We start from the raw sequence: 16,936 nt of genomic DNA, 5'->3' as shown, positions 1-16,936 counted from the left end.
AATAATTGCATTCAGGAATTACCAATACAATTTCAGTCGTGCGGGGGGTAAGTTGATAGCTTCTGTGCAAAATTGATACAAAGCATAATTAGTTCAGTTCGCTTGGGCTGCGCCATGTGCCGCCGGCGGCTCACAGATGGCGGATTACGCTGCGCTAATCCGCCCTACGTGATTTAGATGACGCTTACGTTCACTATTGCGCGGGTCGTTCGGATCGAAGATTGCGCTATCATTTTTCACTGGAACTATGGTAATGTTGCCATCCCGCCCTGAATGATTGCGCAAACATGTCTGTCTCCAAGATCAAAGGATTACGCTGGTGGATGATCGGTTTGATCATGCTGGGGGCGGTCATCAACTATCTGACGCGCAGCACGCTGGCGGTGGCGGCGCCCACCTTGCTCACCGAGCTGCACATCGGCACCAAGGAGTACTCGTACATCACCGCCGCGTTCCAGGGTGCGATCATGCTGCAGCCGCTGTGCGGCTATATCCTCGATGTGATCGGCCTGAAATACGGTTTCGCGATGTTCGCGGCGGCCTGGTCGGTCATCTGCATGGCGCACGGCATGGCCACCAATTGGCAGACGCTGGCCGCCCTGCGCGCGCTGCTGGGACTGGCGGAGGGGTCGTCCAATCCCGCCGGCATGAAGGCCGTGTCCGAATGGTTCCCGGCGCGGGAGCGGGGGCTGGCCGGCGGCATCTTTAACATCGGCGCGTCGTTCGGCTCCATGCTGGCGCCGCCGCTGGTGGTGTGGGCGATCTTGCATTACAACTGGCAGTCGGCGTTCGTGATCACCGGCGCGCTGGGCTTGATATGGGTGGCGGGCTGGCTGCTGCTGTACGACGCGCCCGCGCGCCACCGCCGCCTGTCGGAGGCCGAGCGCCAGCACATCGCCGCCGGCCAGGAGCGCCATCTGGACGGCGACGGCAAGCGTCCCTCCATCGTCAGCATCCTGAAGATGCGCAATTTTTGGGGCATCGCGCTGCCGCGTTTTCTGGCCGACCCGGCCTGGGGCACGCTGTCGTTCTGGGTGCCGCTGTATCTGACCACGGTGCGCCATTTCGATCTGGCGCAGATCGCGATGTTCGCCTGGCTGCCGTTCCTGGCGGCCGACCTCGGCTGCATGTTCGGGCCGCTGGTGGTGCTGGCGCTGCAAAAACGCGGCGTGCGCCTGATCAACGCCCGGCGCGGCGCGTTCACCTTGGGCGCCTGCATGATGATGGGCGTGGCGTTCGTCGGCTTCGTCGACAGCCCGTACGCGGCGATCGCCTTGCTGAGCCTGGCCGGCTTTGCGCACCAGACCTTGTCGGTGACCGTCATCACGATGTCGTCGGACCTGTTCCGGCGCAACGAGGTGGCCACCGTGGCCGGCATGTGCGGCACCTTCGGCAACCTGGGCCTGCTGATCTTTTCGCTGCTGATCGGCGGCCTGATGGCCAGCGTCGGCTACACGCCGTTTTTTGTCAGCCTGGCGGTGCTCGACCTCGTGGCCGCCGTGCTGTTGTGGACGCTGGTGCGTGAACCGGCGGCGGTAAAACAAGAACCCCTCATCGTCAAACCAGCATGATCCAAAATCCCATCCTGCCCGGCTTCAATCCCGATCCCTCCATCGTGCGCGTGGGGGACGATTACTACATCGCCACGTCCACCTTCGAGTGGTATCCGGGCGTGCAGATCCACCATTCGCGCGACCTGGTCAACTGGCGTTTGCTGTGCCGCCCGCTGACGCGCGCCAGCCAGCTCAACATGCTGGGCGCGCCCGATTCCTGCGGCGTGTGGGCGCCGTGCCTGACGTACGCGGACGGCTTGTTCTGGCTGATCTACACCGACGTCAAGCGCTACGGCCGCACCTCCACCGGCGGCGCCGCCGGCAGCGCCTCGTTGCGCGACTTCCACAACTATCTGGTGACCAGCCCGGCCATCGACGGCCCGTGGTCCGATCCCGTGCATCTCAACAGCAGCGGTTTCGATCCGTCGCTGTTCCACGACGACGACGGCCGCAAGTATCTGCTGAACCAGCTGTGGGACCATCGGCCGGGCGGCAACCGTTTCGCCGGCATCGTGGCGCAGGAGTATTCGCCGCAGGAAGGGCGCCTGATCGGCCGCCGCGAGAATATCTTCAAAGGCACGGCGCACGGCCTGACCGAGGCGCCGCACCTGTATAAACGCGACGGTTATTATTACCTGCTCACCGCCGAGGGCGGCACCGGCTGGAACCATGGCGTGACGATGGCGCGGTCGCGCGAGCTGCACGGTCCGTACGAGTTGCATCCCGACCAGACCATCCTCAGCTCGCGCAACCGGCCCGATGCCGGGCTGCAGCGCGCCGGCCACGCCGATCTGGTGGAGACCCAGGACGGCCAGACCTACATGGTGTATCTGTGCGGACGGCCGCTGCGCAATCGCGGCACGTGCACGCTGGGGCGCGAGACGGCCATCCAGCCGATGACGTGGGGCGAGGACGGCTGGCTGCGCACCGTCGACGGCAGCGGCGCGCCGCAGTCGCAGGCGGCCGCGCCCGGCTTGCCGGAGCACCGTTGGCCCGCCGAGCCGGCGCGCGAGGACTTCGATACGGCGCAACTGCCGCCGGCCTTCCAGTGGCTGCGCTCGCCGTGGCCGGAGGAGCTGTTCAGCCTGACGGCGCGGCCCGGCCATCTGCGCCTGTACGGGCGCGAAAGCCTGGGCAGCCAGTTCCGCCAGGCGCTGGTGGCGCGGCGCCAGCAGGCGCATTGCTACAGCGCCTCGACGCTGGTCGACTTCGAGCCGGAGCATTACCAGCAGCAGGCCGGGCTGGTCTGCTATTACGGCGGCGCCAAGTTCCATTACCTGTACATCACGCATGACGAGGTGGTCGGCAAGCATTTGCGCGTGATGAGCAGCCTGCCCAACCATGTGCAGACGGACACCTTCACGGCGCCGATCGCGCTGGCGCCGGGCGCGCCGGTGGAACTGCGAGTGGAGGTGGACGAGGAGCGGCTGTACTTCGGCTATCGGACCGCCGGCGACAACGACTGGCAGTGGCTGGCGCAGCAGTTCGACGCCAGCATCCTGTCGGACGAGGCCAACGCGCCCGGGCAGCCCAACTTCACCGGCGCCTTTGTCGGCATGGCGTGCCAGGACATGGCCGGCAGCGGCCTGCACGCGGACTTCGACTATTTCGACTACCGCGAGCGGCCGTATCGCGTCGATCCGAAGCAAACGCCGCCGGACTGATGGCGCGCTAGTCGGCGCCGAACCAGGAACGCCGCCGCACGGTCCGATAGGCCAATCCACCGTCCAGCGTCAGTTGCCATTCGGTGCCCATGCCGACCTGGCTGCGCAAGTCCAGCCTGGCCTGGATCCGTTCGGCCCGTTCCCGCATGCCCGAAAAGCCCCAGTGCTGCTGCCGGCCGCCGGCCGCCATCACCTCCGGCGCGATGCCGACGCCGTCGTCGATGACGCGCAGACGCAATTCCGCCGCGCTGTAATCCAATTGCACATCGATGCGCCCGGCGGCGGCGTGCCGGTGGGCGTTGGCGATGGCCTCGCCGGCGATCGCCACCACTTCCTCCTGCACGATGGGATGCAGCGCGCGCGCCTTGCCCGTCACGAGCAGGCGCGGCGCCGGGGCGTCCGGCGGCTGCGAATGGGCGCCCGCCGCCGCCAGCGCCTCGGCCAGTCCGCGCGGGCCGGTGTCGTGGCAGCGCAGGTCGCGCACCCGCTCGCGGCCCTCGTGCAGCACGTCGTCGGCGCGCAGCAGCGCTTGCTCGATCAGCAGCCGCGCCGGCTCCGGCGGCGGCAGCCGCGTCGCCGCCGCGTGCACGTGCAGGATCAATCCCTGCACCGATTGCAGCAGCGTGTCGTGCAACTCGCGGGCGATGCGCTCGCGTTCGAAGAGGCGCTCCTCCAGCCGCCCGGCCAGGCGCAGCGCGAGCTGGCGCGTGCGCCAGCGGTACAGCAGCCAGCCGGCCGTCAGCAGCGCCAGCGCGCACAGGCTTTTGAACCACCAGGTCTCGGTCGCGGTGGGCGCGATGCTGAACTCCAGCGTGCCGGGCTCGCGCGGCCACTGGCCGTCGTAATTGGAGGCCATCACCTCGAAGCGGTAGTCGCCCGGTCCGACGTTGCTGTAGTAGGCGGTGCGCCGTGCGCCGGCATCCTGCCAGTCGCGGTCGACGCCGGCCAGCCGGTAGCGGAAGCGTACCCGCTCCGGCATGGCCAGCGCCAGCGCCGTGTAGTCGACCTGCAGCGTGCCGGTGCCGGGCGCCAGGCGCACGCCCGCCACGGCCGGGCGCGGGCGGCCCGGCGCGCCGATGGCGCGGATCAGCACGGGCGGCGCCGGCTGCGGCGCCGGCCTGCGGGCGGGATCGAAGCGGAACACCCCGGTGGTGGTCGTCAGCCACAAATGATGGTCGGCGGCCGGGATCAGCGACGGCGTCGGCAGCAGCACCGGGGCGTTGCCGTCGAGGCCGTCCAGACTGTCGAGCCGTTCGTAGCCCACGCGATGGCCGGGCGCGGCCTGCAGCAGGGCGATCTCGGCCGCCGGGATGCGGAACAGCCCGGCGGCGGCGTTGAGCCAAAGGTCGCCATCGTCGAGCTCGACGATGCCGGAGATGCCTTCGAAGGCCTGGCCGTCGACGCCGGCCACGCCGATGAAGCCGCCGCCGTGGCGCAGCGCCAGGCCGTTCTCGCCCCCGGCCCACACGTGGGCGCCGCGCAGGTGCACGGCCATGACCATGCCGACGCCGACGCCTTGCGCGGGACCGTAGCGCCGCCACAGTCCGTCCTCGAGGTGCAACAGGCGGCCGCGCGGATAGCCCAGCCACAGGCCGGCCGCGTCCGCGTGGGCCATGGCGCGCGGCGGCTCGTCCGGCAGGCCGGCGACGCCGTCCTTGCGCTGCCACCCGCCGTCCGGCCCCAGCCGGTACAGGCCGCGTTGCCCCAGCGATACCCACAGGCCGCCGGCGCGGTCGCGCGCCATGCTATGGATGACCACGCCGTCCGTGCCCGGCGGCAGCGCGACCGGGCGGACGTCGCCGCCGCGCTTGCGCCACAGGCCGCCGTAGCCGCCGACCCACAGCACGCCGTCCGGGTCGCGGTAGGCGCAGGTGACGAAGTTGCGCCAGGCGGCCGGCACGGGCGGCCACAGCGCCGTGGCGACGGTGGCCCCGGCGCCCGGCCGCGCCACGTGGTAGCGGCCGACCCAGGCGCCGCCATCGTCATCGGCCGCCAGCGCCTGGGTGCCGGGCGACTGCGCCAGCGGCACCGCCGACACGCGCTTGCGGCGAAAACGGTCGATGCCGTTCGAGGTCGAGGCCCAGATATTGCCTTCCCGGTCCTCGAAAATGGCGGCCACGTTGCTGCCGCTGAGGCCGTGCTGCGGTTCGGTGGTGGCGACCGCGCCGGCCGTGTGGTATTCCAGCCCCTGCTGGCGGCCGACCCACAGGTCGCCGGCGCGGTCGAAGAGCATGCTGGCGGCGTCGCCGCGCACATCCCAGACGCGCGGCCGGGCGCCGTTGGCCGGCCGCGTCAGGCGGTTCAGGCGGTTGTGCAGGCCGTCCCAGCTCCAGATGCTGCCGTCCGGGACGTCGAACAGCACGCCGGTGCCGGTGCCGGGCACCGATTTGACGAAGCTGGTGGCGCCGGGGGCGAGCGCGTACACCCCCTCGTTGCCCTGCGCCCAGAACACACCCTGGCGGTCGCGCATCAGCGTCTTGTAGCCGGTGCGCGGCAGCCGCCAGGACGGCTCGGCGGCCAGCCAGCGGCCTTGCTCGAGATGGAACATGCCGTGGCTGGTGGCGGCCCACGTGCGGCCGGCGCCGTCCTGTTCGAGCCCCCACACTGGGCTGTGCGCGGGCAGGCCGTCGCGCTCGTCGTAATTGCGCAGGCGGCCTTGCTCGAGCACGCTGGCGCCGCCGAAGCGGTAGCCGATCCACAACGCGCCCGAGGGCCGGGCGCTGAGGATGCTGATGCCGTTGGCCGGCAGCGCCGCGCCGGGCGGGGCGTAACGTTCGAAGCGCACGCCGTCGAAGCGGAACAAGCCGGCGCTGCCGCCCAGCCACAGCCAGCCGTCGCTGGTCTGCGCCATGGTGATGACCATTTGCGGCGCGCCGTCGCGCGCGGTCCAGCTGGCGTGGTGCAGATCGATGGTGGCGGCGGACGCCGGCGCCGCCGCCGGCAGCAGGCAGGCCAGCAGGCGCCAGCGGCCCATGTATCGACAAATCCGTGCCTCAGCCATGATCGGGGAAGTTTGCTATTTTTGCCATTCTATCGCAAACCCACCCTGATCCGGGCGCCCGCTGGCGCCGTTCAATCGATGAACGACACCAGCGCCGGCACCACCTGCTCGGGCGCTTCGTCGATCAGCCAGTGTCCGGAACCCTTGACGATGACGCTCTGGACGTTGGTGGCGTACAGGCGCGCCTGGTCGCCGACGAAGGCGCCGGCCGATTTTTCGCCGGCGATGGTCAGCACCGGCATGGTCAGCTTGGTCTTGCTCATCGGGCCGAAATCGGCGGCGTCCTTCTCGAAATCGCTGAAGTAGGAGAAGCCTGCGCGCATGCCGTCCGGTTGCGCGTAGGCGGCCGCGTACAGTTTGCGGTCGGCCTCCTTGATCGACTTGCCCTTGTCGGCCGAGAAGTCGTTCCAGAAGTGTTCGAAGTAGATGCGCTCGCGGCCCTTGACCAGTGCCAGCGGCGTTTCGCCGTAGAAGTGGAAATGCCACACGGCCTGCGCCGGGAAGGCGGTGCGCCACTCGCCGACGCCGGGCACGAAGGCGTCCATGACGACCAGCCGGCTGGTGTCGGCCGGGAATTGCGCGGCGTAGCCGTAGGCCACCATCATGCCGATGTCGTGGCCGACCACCGCCGCCGGTCCGCCGCCGACCGACTTGACCAGTTCGTGGATATCGGTGGCCATGGTTTTCTTGTCGTAGCCGCCGGCCGGCTTGTCCGAGCCGCCGGCGCCGCGCAGGTCCGGCACGATGACGGTGTGGTTCTTGACCAGCTCGCGCATCGCCGGCACCCACATGTGGCCGGTTTGCGCGTAGCCGTGCAGCAGCACCACCGGCGTGCCCTTGCCGCCGATCTTGTAATGCAGGCGCACGCCGTTGACGGTCGCGTATTTGTCGCTGAAGCCGGGGACGGCAACGTCGATCGGGGCGGCGGCGTGGGCCGCGTGGGCGCCGAGGATCAGCAGCGCGGCGGCCGCGTGGCGAAGGTTGGACAGTGACATCATGGTTTTGCTCCTGGAAGTGGACGGGGTTCAAATCGCACAGCGTAGGCGTTCGCCCCGCGCCGGCCTATACTCGAAAGGGTGGCGTGGCCAAAGCGCGCGGCGGCTGGTACGATCGCGGCTTTCCCTGTACGATTTCAGCTGGGTGTGGACGGCAAAAATGGGCGACGGAGGCAACCATGGATGAGGGATCGGCCAAGCCGGTGCGGATGATGGTGGTGGACGACCATCCGTTGATGCGCGACGGCATCGCGGCAATGATCGCGTGCCACGGCCAGCTGGCGCTGGTGGCGGAGGCCGAGAACGGCCTGCAGGCGATCGAGCTGTACCGCCAGCACCGGCCGGACGTGGTGCTGATGGATTTGCAAATGCCGGTGATGAGCGGCACCGACGCGATCGCCGCCATCCTGCAAGCCGATCCGGCGGCGCGCATCATCGCCTTGACCACCTACAGCGGCGACGCGCAGGTGATGCGGGCGCTGCGCCTGGGCGCGGTATCCTATCTGTTGAAGAACACCGCGCGCACCGAGCTGCTCGAATGCGTGCTCAACGTCCACGCGGGCGGGCGGCCGATATCGGCCGACGTGGCGCGCCAGTTGGCCGTGTTCCGCCATCCCGGCGACGCGCTGACGCCGCGCGAGGTCGAGGTGCTGCGGCTGGTGGCCAACGGCAACTCCAACCGGCGCGCGTCGCTGCTGCTGGGCGTGACCGAGGATACGGTCAAAGGCCACATGAAAAACATCCTGTCCAAACTGGCGGCCAACGACCGCACCCATGCGGTGACGATCGCGCTCAATCGCGGTATTCTCGGCGTGTGACGGTCCGGCGAGGCCAATATCATTCGCCGGATTGGTGATTTTCGCAATTGCAAGCGACCAGCGCCGCTTGCAGAATAGGCTCAAAATAAAACCCCTGCGAGACAATCAATGACGATCACCCACCGGCGCGCTTTCGCGGCCATCGCGCTCGCCTGCGCCGCTCAGGCCGGCGCCGCGCCGCATGACATCAGCGTTTTCAACAGCCGTGTGCTGGACCCCTGGCAGGTTGCCGTCGCCGATTCGGAGTCGCAAAAGACGCTGGACGGCGCCAGCGCCGTCATCGCGCCGGCCAACAAGGCGCCGAACGGCAGCGTGAGCGTGAGCAGGTCCGGCATGAAGAAGGCCGACGACGCGCTGACCCTGCAATGGAAGGACACCTGGTACGCCAGCCTGCGCATCGACGCCGCCGGCCAGCCGGCCGACCTGCGCCCGTACATCGCCAAGGGCGTGCTGGCGCTGGACGTCAACGTCAAGGAATTGAGCAACGGCGGCATCGGCTTCAAGGTCGGTTGCGGCGAGGGCTGCGAGCGCGCGGTGCCGTATGTGCTGCCGGGACGCGCGGCCGCCGGCAAGGGCTGGCGCCACCTGGTGTTTGCGATGAGCTGCTTCGTGCGCGACGGCGCCGACTTCAGCAAGGTGGCGCGGCCGTTCGCGCTGGACGGCACCGGCACCGGCGAGGTGGCCGTCGCCAACGTCAAGATCCTCAAGGCCGGCAAGCCGAACGTCGGCTGCCCGGATTACCGGACCGCGTCGGTCACGCCGGAAAAGCTCAACGAATCGTGGTCGATCAGCTGGTGGACGCCGCGCCACGAGAAAAAGCTGGAAGAGGCCAAGGCGCTGGGCAAGAAGAGCCAGATCGTCTTCATCGGCGACTCCATCACCGAGGGCTGGGAAAAGAGCGGCGCGCCGGTATGGGAGCGCTACTACAAGCCGATGGACGGCTTGGCGCTGGGCTTCGGCGGCGACCGCACCGAGAATGTGCTATGGCGCCTGCTGCATGGCGAGGTCGATGGCCTGGCGCCCAAGGTCGCGGTGCTGATGTTCGGCACCAACAACACCGGCCACCGACAGGAGGACCCGAACACCACGGCGGCCGGCATCAAGCGCAATATCGATGAATTGCGGCGCCGCCTGCCGGACACCAAGATCCTGCTGCTGGCGATCTTCCCGCGCGGCGAAAAGCCGGACGACACGCTGCGCCGTATCAACGACAAGGTCAACGCCATCATCGCCGGCTATGCCGACAACCGTCACGTCTTCTTCGCCGACATCAACCAGCAGTTCCTGGCGGCGGACGGCACGCTGTCGACCGACATCATGCCCGACCTGCTGCATCCGAACGAGAAGGGCTACGAGATCTGGGCCAAGGCGCTGGCGCCGGAGCTGGAAAAACTGATGTCCGCGGGCGCGAGCCGGGGCGCGGGCTATGCCTGGCAGCCGGTGGCCATCGGCGGCAGCGGCTTCGTCTCCGGCATCATCACCAGCAAGACCGAAAAGGACCTGATCTACCTGCGCACCGACGTCGGCGGCGCCTATCGCTGGGACGCGGCCAACAAGCGCTGGATCGCGCTGATGGACTGGGTGTCCGACAAGGAGACCGGCATGCTGGGCGTGGAGTCGATCGCCATCGATCCGAACACGCCTGGGCGGGTGTATATGTCGACCGGTATCGAGTACATGAACGGCGGCGCCAGCGCGATCCTGAAGTCGTCCGACTACGGCAAGACCTTCACCAAGATCGACGTCACCAACCAGTTCAAGGTGCACGGCAACGGCATGGGGCGCGGCAACGGCGAGAAGCTGCAAGTCGATCCGGTCAACGGCAAGATCCTGTACATCGGCACGCGCGCCAACGGCATGTTCAAGAGCGTGGACGAGGGCCTGAGCTGGCGGCGCCTGGACGGCCTGGACGTGACCACCACGCCGAACAACAAGAACGGCGTCAGTTTCGTGGTGCTCGATCCGTCCAGCGCCTCGGGCGGTGCCACGCAGCGGCTGTTCGCCGGCGTTTCGCGCTTCGGCAAGGTCGGCCCCAATATGTATATGTCGTCCGACGCCGGCAAGACCTTTGCCGCGATGGATGGCGGGCCGGCCGGCTTGATGCCGCAGCGCGCCGTGCTGGCCGACGGCAAACTGGTGGTGGCCTTCGCCAAGGGCGCCGGTCCGTGGGGCGATGTCGCCCATGGCGAGGGGCTGGAGGAGGGCGGCGTGTGGCAGTACGATATCGGCGCCAAAAAATGGACCGATATCTCGCCGCCGCTGAACCGCGCCTACGCCGGCATCACCGTCGATCCGGGCAACCCGAAACGCATGGTGGTCACCACCATCAGCTACTACCGCAACCACACCAACGCGATCCGCGACCAGTTCTTCGAGACGCTCGACGGCGGCAAGAGCTGGAAGAGCATCGTCGACCAGGGCGCGAAGATTGACGCCAATGGCGTGAGCTGGATCGGCGGCAGCTTTATCCACTGGGCCGCCAGCGTGGAGTTCGACCCGTTCGACACCAGGAAGCTGATGGTCGTCTCCGGCAACGGCATCTTCAACTCGACCGACATCAACGCCACGCCGGCGGTCTGGAAGTTCGAGGACGAGGGACTGGAGGAGTCGGTGCCGCTCAATATCATCAGCATCCCGGGAGGCCCGGTGATCTCCGCCATCGGCGATTACGACGGCTTTCGCCACACCGACGTGACCAAATACTCGCCGATCCACACGCCGAGCATGGGCACCACCTGGGGCCTCGATTACGCGGCCCAAAAGCCCAACGTGGTCGCGCGCGTGGGTAGTGCGATGTATCTATCGGACGACATGGGCGTGAGCTGGAAGAAGACCGCCGCGCTGAAGGGAAAGCAGGGGCAGCTGGCGCTGAGCGCCGACGGCAAGGCGATCGTGCACAGCCCGGAAAAATCGACCACCAGCTACGTCAGCACCGACGGCGGCGGCAGCTGGAACCCGGTCAAGGGCCTGGACGGCGCCCGTCCGGTGGCCGATCCGGTCAACCCGGCCAGGTTTTACGCGCTGGGCGGCGACCGTCTTCTGGCGAGCACCGACGGCGGCGCCAGTTTCGCGCCGGCCGGCGCGCTGGCCACGGCCAAGGGCACGCGCGCGGTGCTGCGCGCGGCGCCGGGGCGCGAGGGCGACCTATGGGTGCCGCGCTACGACGGCGGCCTGGCCCGCTCGACCGATGGCGGCGCCACTTTCCGCGATGTGCCGGGCGTGAGCTACGCGGCGGCGGTGGGCTTCGGCAAGGCCGCGCCGGGTGCCGCTTATCCGGCCGTTTATATCTGGGGCACGGTGGGCGGCGTGCGCGGCTTGTTCCGCTCTACCGACGCCGGCGCCGGCTGGCTGCGCATAAATGACGATGATCATCAATATGGCGGCCCCGGCGATGCCCAATTCGTTATCGGGGACAATAACACTTTTGGCAACGTTTTCATGAGTACGGCGGGTCGGGGCATTGTGTTTGGGAAACCCACCCTTCTGAAGGGGGAAAAATAGCCCTTCGGATGTAGCCATTTACGGACGGGAACGTCTTTTTCATCTAAATCGTGACGGAATCATGCCACAATACAAATCTCACTCCGCAGAGGGTGCGATGAGGCGAGCCGTTTCCGATTGAGGTAGTTGAATATGCAGATGAAGTCCCACCGTATTGCGCTGTTGTTCAATGCAAACAAGATTTTTGACCGCGAAGTCATCGCCGGTATTGCCGCGCATTTGAGCAGCACCCGGGCGTCTTGGGATCTATTCCTCGAGGAAGACTTCCGTTTGCGCCTGCCGGGCATCGAGCATTGGCAGGGCGACGGCATCATCGCCGATTTCGACGACCCGGCCGTGGCGGCCGCGTTGTCGCGCACCCGCATCCCGGTGGTGGCCGTCGGCGGCTCCTATGCCAGCGAGAGCGACTATCCGGACGGCGTGCCCTACGTCGCCACCGACAACTTCAAGCTGATTAAACTTGCTCACGATCATCTGATCGAGGCCGGCCTGCGCCATTTCGCCATGTTCAGCCTGCCGGAGGCGCAGGAAAACCGCTGGGCGCAGGAGCGCGAGACGGCCTTCCGCAAGCTGATGGCCGACGACAAGATGGAGCCGCAGATCTACCGCGGCCTGGGCACCAGCGCCGCCGCCTGGGACGAGGCGGTCGAGCAGCAGATCAAATGGCTGCACAGCCTGCCCAAGCCGGTCGGCATCATCGCCGTCACGGATGCCCGCGCGCGCCAGCTGCTGCAGGCCTGCATCATGGCCAATATCGAGGTGCCGGAGCAGGTGGCGCTGATCGGCATCGACAACGATCCGCTGGCGCGCATGCTGACCCGCATTCCGCTCAGTTCCGTGATCCAGGGCGCGCAGGAGATGGGGCGCACCGCCGCCCACCTGCTGGACCAGATGCTGCACGGCGTGCGGTTGCAGGGCACGCGCGTGATGGTGCCGCCGGTCGGCATCAACGTCCAGACCTCGACCCGCCACGAGGCGCCCAAGCATCCGCACGTGATGCGGGCGCGCCATTTCATCCGCCAGTACGCCTGCCAGGGCATCAAGACCCACCAGGTGGCGGAATATGTCGGTATTTCGCGCTCGTCGCTGGAGTCGTACTTCCGCCAGGAGCTCGATTGCAGCGTGCACGACGTGATCCTGCGCTTTAAGCTCGACGCGGCCACCGAGCGGCTGGCGGCCGGCGACAGCAGCATCGCCGAGGTGGCGCTGACCTGCGGCTTTACCTCTGTCCAGTACATGCACGCGGTGTTCAAGCGGGAACTGGGTTGCACCCCGCGCGCCTACCAGGACCGCATGCTCAAGTGCCCGGAGGCGGCGGCCGCGCAGGAGGGCGCCGGGCCGGCCCTGCGCAGCGTCGCCTAACGATATTGCCCAAGTCAGGCGTAAATCATGACTGGGCTTGGTGGTTTTCGTAATTGCCGCCACCAGTGATTAAGGTGAAAATCTCCCACGCAGTTTGCTAGCCTGCCTGGAGAGAGAGACCTTGGAAAATAATATAAATTCGATGCTGCCGGACGATATGAGCCGCGCAGTACTGGTGGGACGTGTTTGGCGCGGTGGCGTCATCAACGGACCGTGTGTGGTCGCCGTACGCAACGGCGAGGTGTTCGACATCACCGGCCACGCTCCGACGATGTCCGATTTGCTCGAGCGCGACGACGCGCTGGAAGTGGCCCGTTCCGCTCCCGGCGAATCGCTCGGCGACGTGCAGCCCCTGCTGGCCAACGCGCTGGCCGGCGGCGCCGACGACAGCATCCCGCGCCTGCTGGCGCCATGCGACCTGCAGGCGATCAAGGCCTGCGGCGTGACCTTCGCGGTCAGCCTGCTGGAGCGCGTGATCGAGGAGCAGGCCGCCGGCGATCCGTCGCGCGCCAACGCCCTGCGCGCCGAAATCCAGACCATCATCGGTTCCGACCTGTCGGCCATCCGTCCGGGTTCGCCGGAAGCGGCCAAGCTGAAGGCGGACCTGATCGCGCGCGGCCTGTGGTCGCCGTACATGGAAGTGGGCATCGGCCCGGACGCCGAGGTGTTTTCCAAGTCGCAGCCGATGTCCGCCGTCGGCGTGGGCGCCGACGTCGGCCTGCATCCGGACTCCAAATGGAACAACCCGGAGCCCGAGATCGTCCTGGCCGTCAACAGCCAGGCCAAGGTGCTCGGCGCCACGCTGGGCAACGACGTCAACCTGCGCGACATCGAGGGCCGCAGCGCCCTGTTGCTGGGCAAGGCCAAGGACAACAACGGTTCGTGCTCGATCGGCCCGTTCATCCGCCTGTTCGACGACCACTTCACCATCGACACCATCCGCAACGCCGAAGTGAGCATGCTGATCGAAGGCCGCGACGACGACTTCCGCCTGGCCGGCGCCAGCCGCATGCGCGAAATCAGCCGCGATCCGCTGGACCTGGTGAGCCAGGTGTGCGGCCGCCACCACCAGTATCCGGACGGTTTCATGCTGTTCCTCGGCACGATGTTCTCGCCGATCAAAGACCGCGACGCCGTCGGCGGCGGTTTCACCCACCACCTGGGCGACCGTGTCAGCATCTCGACGCCTTCGCTGGGCGCGCTGGTCAACCATGTGCAGCGCAGCGACCAGATCGCGCCGTGGACCTATGGCACGCGCGCACTGCTGAACCGCGCCCGCGCCTCGGTGCCGGCCAAACCGGCCGTGCAAACGAAGGCCGAGCAGGCGATCTATCCTAGCCTGGCCGGCAAGCGCGTGGTCGTCACCGGCGGCGGCAGCGGCATCGGCGCCGGCATCGTCGAGGCGTTCGCGCGCCAGGGCGCCCGCGTGCACTTCCTCGACATCGCCGAAGCCGATTCGCGCGCGCTGGAGGCGACCTTGTCGACCCTGCCGGTGCCGCCGACCTTCGTGCAGTGCGACCTGACCAACCTGGCCACGCTGGCCAAGACCTTCGCCGACATCGGCACCGTCGACATCCTGATCAACAACGCCGCCAACGACGACCGCCACAACCTGGCCGACGTCACGCCGGAATACTGGGAAGGCCGCATGGCGGTCAACCTGCGCCACCAATACTTCTGCGCCCAGGCCGTGGCGCAGGGCATGCGCGAGCAGGGCGGCGGCGTGATCCTGAACTTCGGTTCGATCTCGTGGCACCTGGCGTTGCCGGACCTGACCTTGTACATGATGGCCAAAGCCGCCATCGAAGGCATGACCCGGGGCCTTGCGCGCGACCTGGGACCTGATAATATCCGTGTCAATTGCATTATTCCCGGCGGCGTACGCACTCCGCGCCAGGAAGCGCTGTGGCACACGCCGGACGAGGAAGCTCGCATCCTGGCCGGCCAGTGCCTGAAACAGCGCGTGCAGGTGGACGACGTGGCGGCGATGACGCTGTTCCTTTCCTCGGACAGCGCCTCGGCCTGCTCCGGTCGTGAATACTTCGTCGACGCCGGCTGGTACGGCGCATAAGGCAGCATAGGAATATATGGGCAATGACATGAACAACCAGCAGCCACGCCGCTACCGCTCGCAAGACTGGTTCGACAATCCGGACCACATCGACATGACCGCGCTCTATCTGGAGCGCTTCATGAACTACGGGATCACGCCGGAAGAGCTGCGCTCGGGCCGGCCGATCATCGGCATCGCGCAAAGCGGCAGCGACATCAGTCCCTGCAACCGCATCCACCTGGAGCTGGCCAAGCGCGTGCGCGACGGCATCCGCGACGCCGGCGGCATCGCGATGGAGTTCCCGCTGCATCCGATCTTCGAGAACTGCCGCCGTCCGACGGCGGCGATCGACCGCAACCTGGCGTATATGGGCCTGGTCGAGATCCTGCACGGCTATCCGATCGACGCCGTGGTGCTGACCACCGGCTGCGACAAGACCACGCCGTCGCAGATCATGGCCGCGTCCACGGTCGACATTCCCGCCATCGTGCTGTCCGGCGGGCCGATGCTCGACGGCTGGTTCGAGGGCGAACTGGCCGGTTCCGGCGCGGCGATCTGGAAAGGCCGCCGCCAACTGGCCGCCGGCACCATCGACAACGAGAAGTTCCTGCAGATCGCGGCCGCCTCGGCGCCGTCGGCGGGGCACTGCAACACCATGGGCACGGCGTCGACGATGAACGCCATCGCCGAGGCGCTGGGCATGTCGCTGACCGGTTGCTCGGCGATTCCGGCGCCGTACCGCGAGCGCGGCCAGATGGCCTACGAGACCGGCCGCCGCATCGTCGAAATGGCAAAGCTGGACATCAAGCCTTCGGCCATCCTGAACCGCGACGCCTTCCTCGACGCGATCGTGGTCAACGCCGCCATCGGCGGTTCGACCAACGCGCAGCAGCACATCGTCGCGATGGCGCGCCACGCCGGCGTCGAGCTGCATTCGAGCGACTGGATGGAATACGGCCACAAGGTGCCGCTGCTGCTGAACATGCAGCCGGCCGGTAAATTCCTCGGCGAGCGTTTCCACCGCGCCGGCGGCGTGCCGGCGGTGATGTGGGAGCTGGAGCAGCAGGGCATGCTGCGTTCGGAGCGCGCCACCGTCACCGGCCGCACCATGCGCGACAACCTGGTCGGCAAGGAGACGCAGGACCGCGAAGTGATCTTCCCGTTCAACGCGCCGCTCAAGGAGGACGCCGGATTCTTCGTCCTGAAGGGCAACCTGTTCGACTTCGCGATCATGAAGACCAGCGTGATTTCGCCGGCCTTCCGCGAGCGCTACCTGAGCAAACCGGGTCAGGAGAATGTATTCGAGTCGCGCGCCGTGGTGTTCGACGGCTCGACCGACTACCATAACCGCATCAACGATCCGTCGCTGAACATCGACGAGGACTGCATGCTGGTGATCCGCGGCGCCGGCCCGGTGGGCTGGCCCGGTTCGGCCGAGGTGGTCAACATGCAACCGCCAGACGCGCTGGTCAAGCGCGGCGTCAACTGGCTGCCGACGCTGGGCGACGGCCGCCAGTCCGGCACCTCGGACAGCCCGTCGATCCTGAACGCGTCGCCGGAAAGCGCGGTCGGCGGCGGCCTGGCGTGGCTGCGCACCGGCGACATGATCCGTGTCGACCTGAACGCGGGCACCTGCGACGCGCTGGTGCCGGCGGCGGAGTGGGAAGAACGCAAGAAGGGCGCGCTGCCGACCATCCCGGCCAGCCAAACGCCGTGGCAGGAAATCTACCGCAGCACCGTCGGCCAAATGGAAAACGGCGCTTGCATGGAACTGGCTGTACCATACCGTGGAGTGGCGGACAATCCGGCCCGCCACAATCATTAAGCACCACGTAGGGCGGATTAGCGCAGCGTAATCCGCCAAGCGCCGCCAGCGGCTCATGGCGGATTACGGCGATGCCTAATCCGCCCTACGAAAATCTGTAAAAAGCGCTAGTTGGGCATAGACCTGTACAGTAACGAGTTGGAAAAGTAGGGCCTTTGTCAGGC

Annotated in this window: 9 protein-coding genes and 1 pseudogene; 8 read left to right on the top strand and 2 right to left on the bottom strand. The window is 67.3% G+C overall.

All coding sequences use genetic code 11. The features are described from left to right. Positions 1-287 precede the first annotated feature (287 nt). Both JOD97_RS28695 and JOD97_RS28690 read left to right on the top strand, forming a co-directional pair. On the top strand, positions 288-1,571 hold the full coding sequence (locus JOD97_RS28695) for an MFS transporter (protein ID WP_209726100.1): 1,284 nt from the start codon (positions 288-290) through the stop codon (positions 1,569-1,571). Further along, on the top strand, positions 1,568-3,217 hold the full coding sequence (locus tag JOD97_RS28690) for a glycoside hydrolase family 43 protein (protein ID WP_209726098.1): 1,650 nt from the start codon (positions 1,568-1,570) through the stop codon (positions 3,215-3,217). The genes JOD97_RS28695 and JOD97_RS28690 overlap by 4 nt, the downstream gene beginning before the upstream one ends. Positions 3,218-3,224: 7 nt before the next feature. Here JOD97_RS28690 and JOD97_RS28685 read toward each other — a convergent pair whose 3' ends face one another. Further along, positions 3,225-6,191 carry a sensor histidine kinase gene (locus tag JOD97_RS28685; protein WP_209726096.1) on the bottom strand — a complete coding sequence of 989 codons (2,967 nt, stop codon included), beginning with the start codon at positions 6,189-6,191 and terminating at the stop codon, positions 3,225-3,227. A gap of 98 nt (positions 6,192-6,289) precedes the next feature. Continuing rightward, positions 6,290-7,216: an alpha/beta fold hydrolase gene (locus tag JOD97_RS28680; RefSeq protein WP_209726093.1), complete on the bottom strand. Its 927-nt coding sequence runs from the start codon at positions 7,214-7,216 to the stop codon at positions 6,290-6,292. A 176-nt stretch (positions 7,217-7,392) separates the two neighbouring features. On the opposite strand from JOD97_RS28680, the gene JOD97_RS28675 reads away from it, so the two are divergent. The 6 genes and pseudogenes from JOD97_RS28675 to JOD97_RS28650 all read left to right on the top strand — a co-directional run bounded on the left by JOD97_RS28675 (position 7,393) and on the right by JOD97_RS28650 (position 16,772). Next, the gene (locus tag JOD97_RS28675; RefSeq protein WP_209726091.1) at positions 7,393-8,031 is read left to right on the top strand and encodes a response regulator transcription factor; all 639 of its coding nucleotides are present in this window, start codon (positions 7,393-7,395) and stop codon (positions 8,029-8,031) included. A gap of 108 nt (positions 8,032-8,139) precedes the next feature. Beyond that, positions 8,140-11,532, top strand: a complete 3,393-nt coding sequence (locus tag JOD97_RS28670) for a GDSL-type esterase/lipase family protein (protein ID WP_209726089.1) — start codon at positions 8,140-8,142, stop codon at positions 11,530-11,532. A gap of 138 nt (positions 11,533-11,670) precedes the next feature. Beyond that, positions 11,671-12,894 (top strand): DNA-binding transcriptional regulator, encoded by a 1,224-nt coding sequence (locus JOD97_RS28665; RefSeq protein WP_209726087.1) that lies wholly within the window; start codon positions 11,671-11,673, stop codon positions 12,892-12,894. A 142-nt stretch (positions 12,895-13,036) separates the two neighbouring features. Further along, positions 13,037-14,158 (top strand): annotated as a pseudogene (locus JOD97_RS28660) (fumarylacetoacetate hydrolase family protein); the annotation flags it as partial. A 21-nt stretch (positions 14,159-14,179) separates the two neighbouring features. After that, complete coding sequence (locus JOD97_RS28655) at positions 14,180-14,965, top strand: SDR family NAD(P)-dependent oxidoreductase (RefSeq protein WP_373999962.1); 786 nt, start codon at positions 14,180-14,182, stop codon at positions 14,963-14,965. 16 nt (positions 14,966-14,981) lie between these two features. Continuing rightward, the gene (locus tag JOD97_RS28650) at positions 14,982-16,772 is read left to right on the top strand and encodes an IlvD/Edd family dehydratase (RefSeq protein ID WP_255586444.1); all 1,791 of its coding nucleotides are present in this window, start codon (positions 14,982-14,984) and stop codon (positions 16,770-16,772) included. Positions 16,773-16,936: the final 164 nt, after the last annotated feature.

It is taken from the genome of Duganella sp. 1411 (genome assembly GCF_017833525.1).
Lineage (GTDB): Bacteria > Pseudomonadota > Gammaproteobacteria > Burkholderiales > Burkholderiaceae_D > Rugamonas.
The sequence above is the reverse complement of the archived record's forward strand: the minus strand, read 5'-3'. Positions and strand labels throughout refer to the sequence as shown.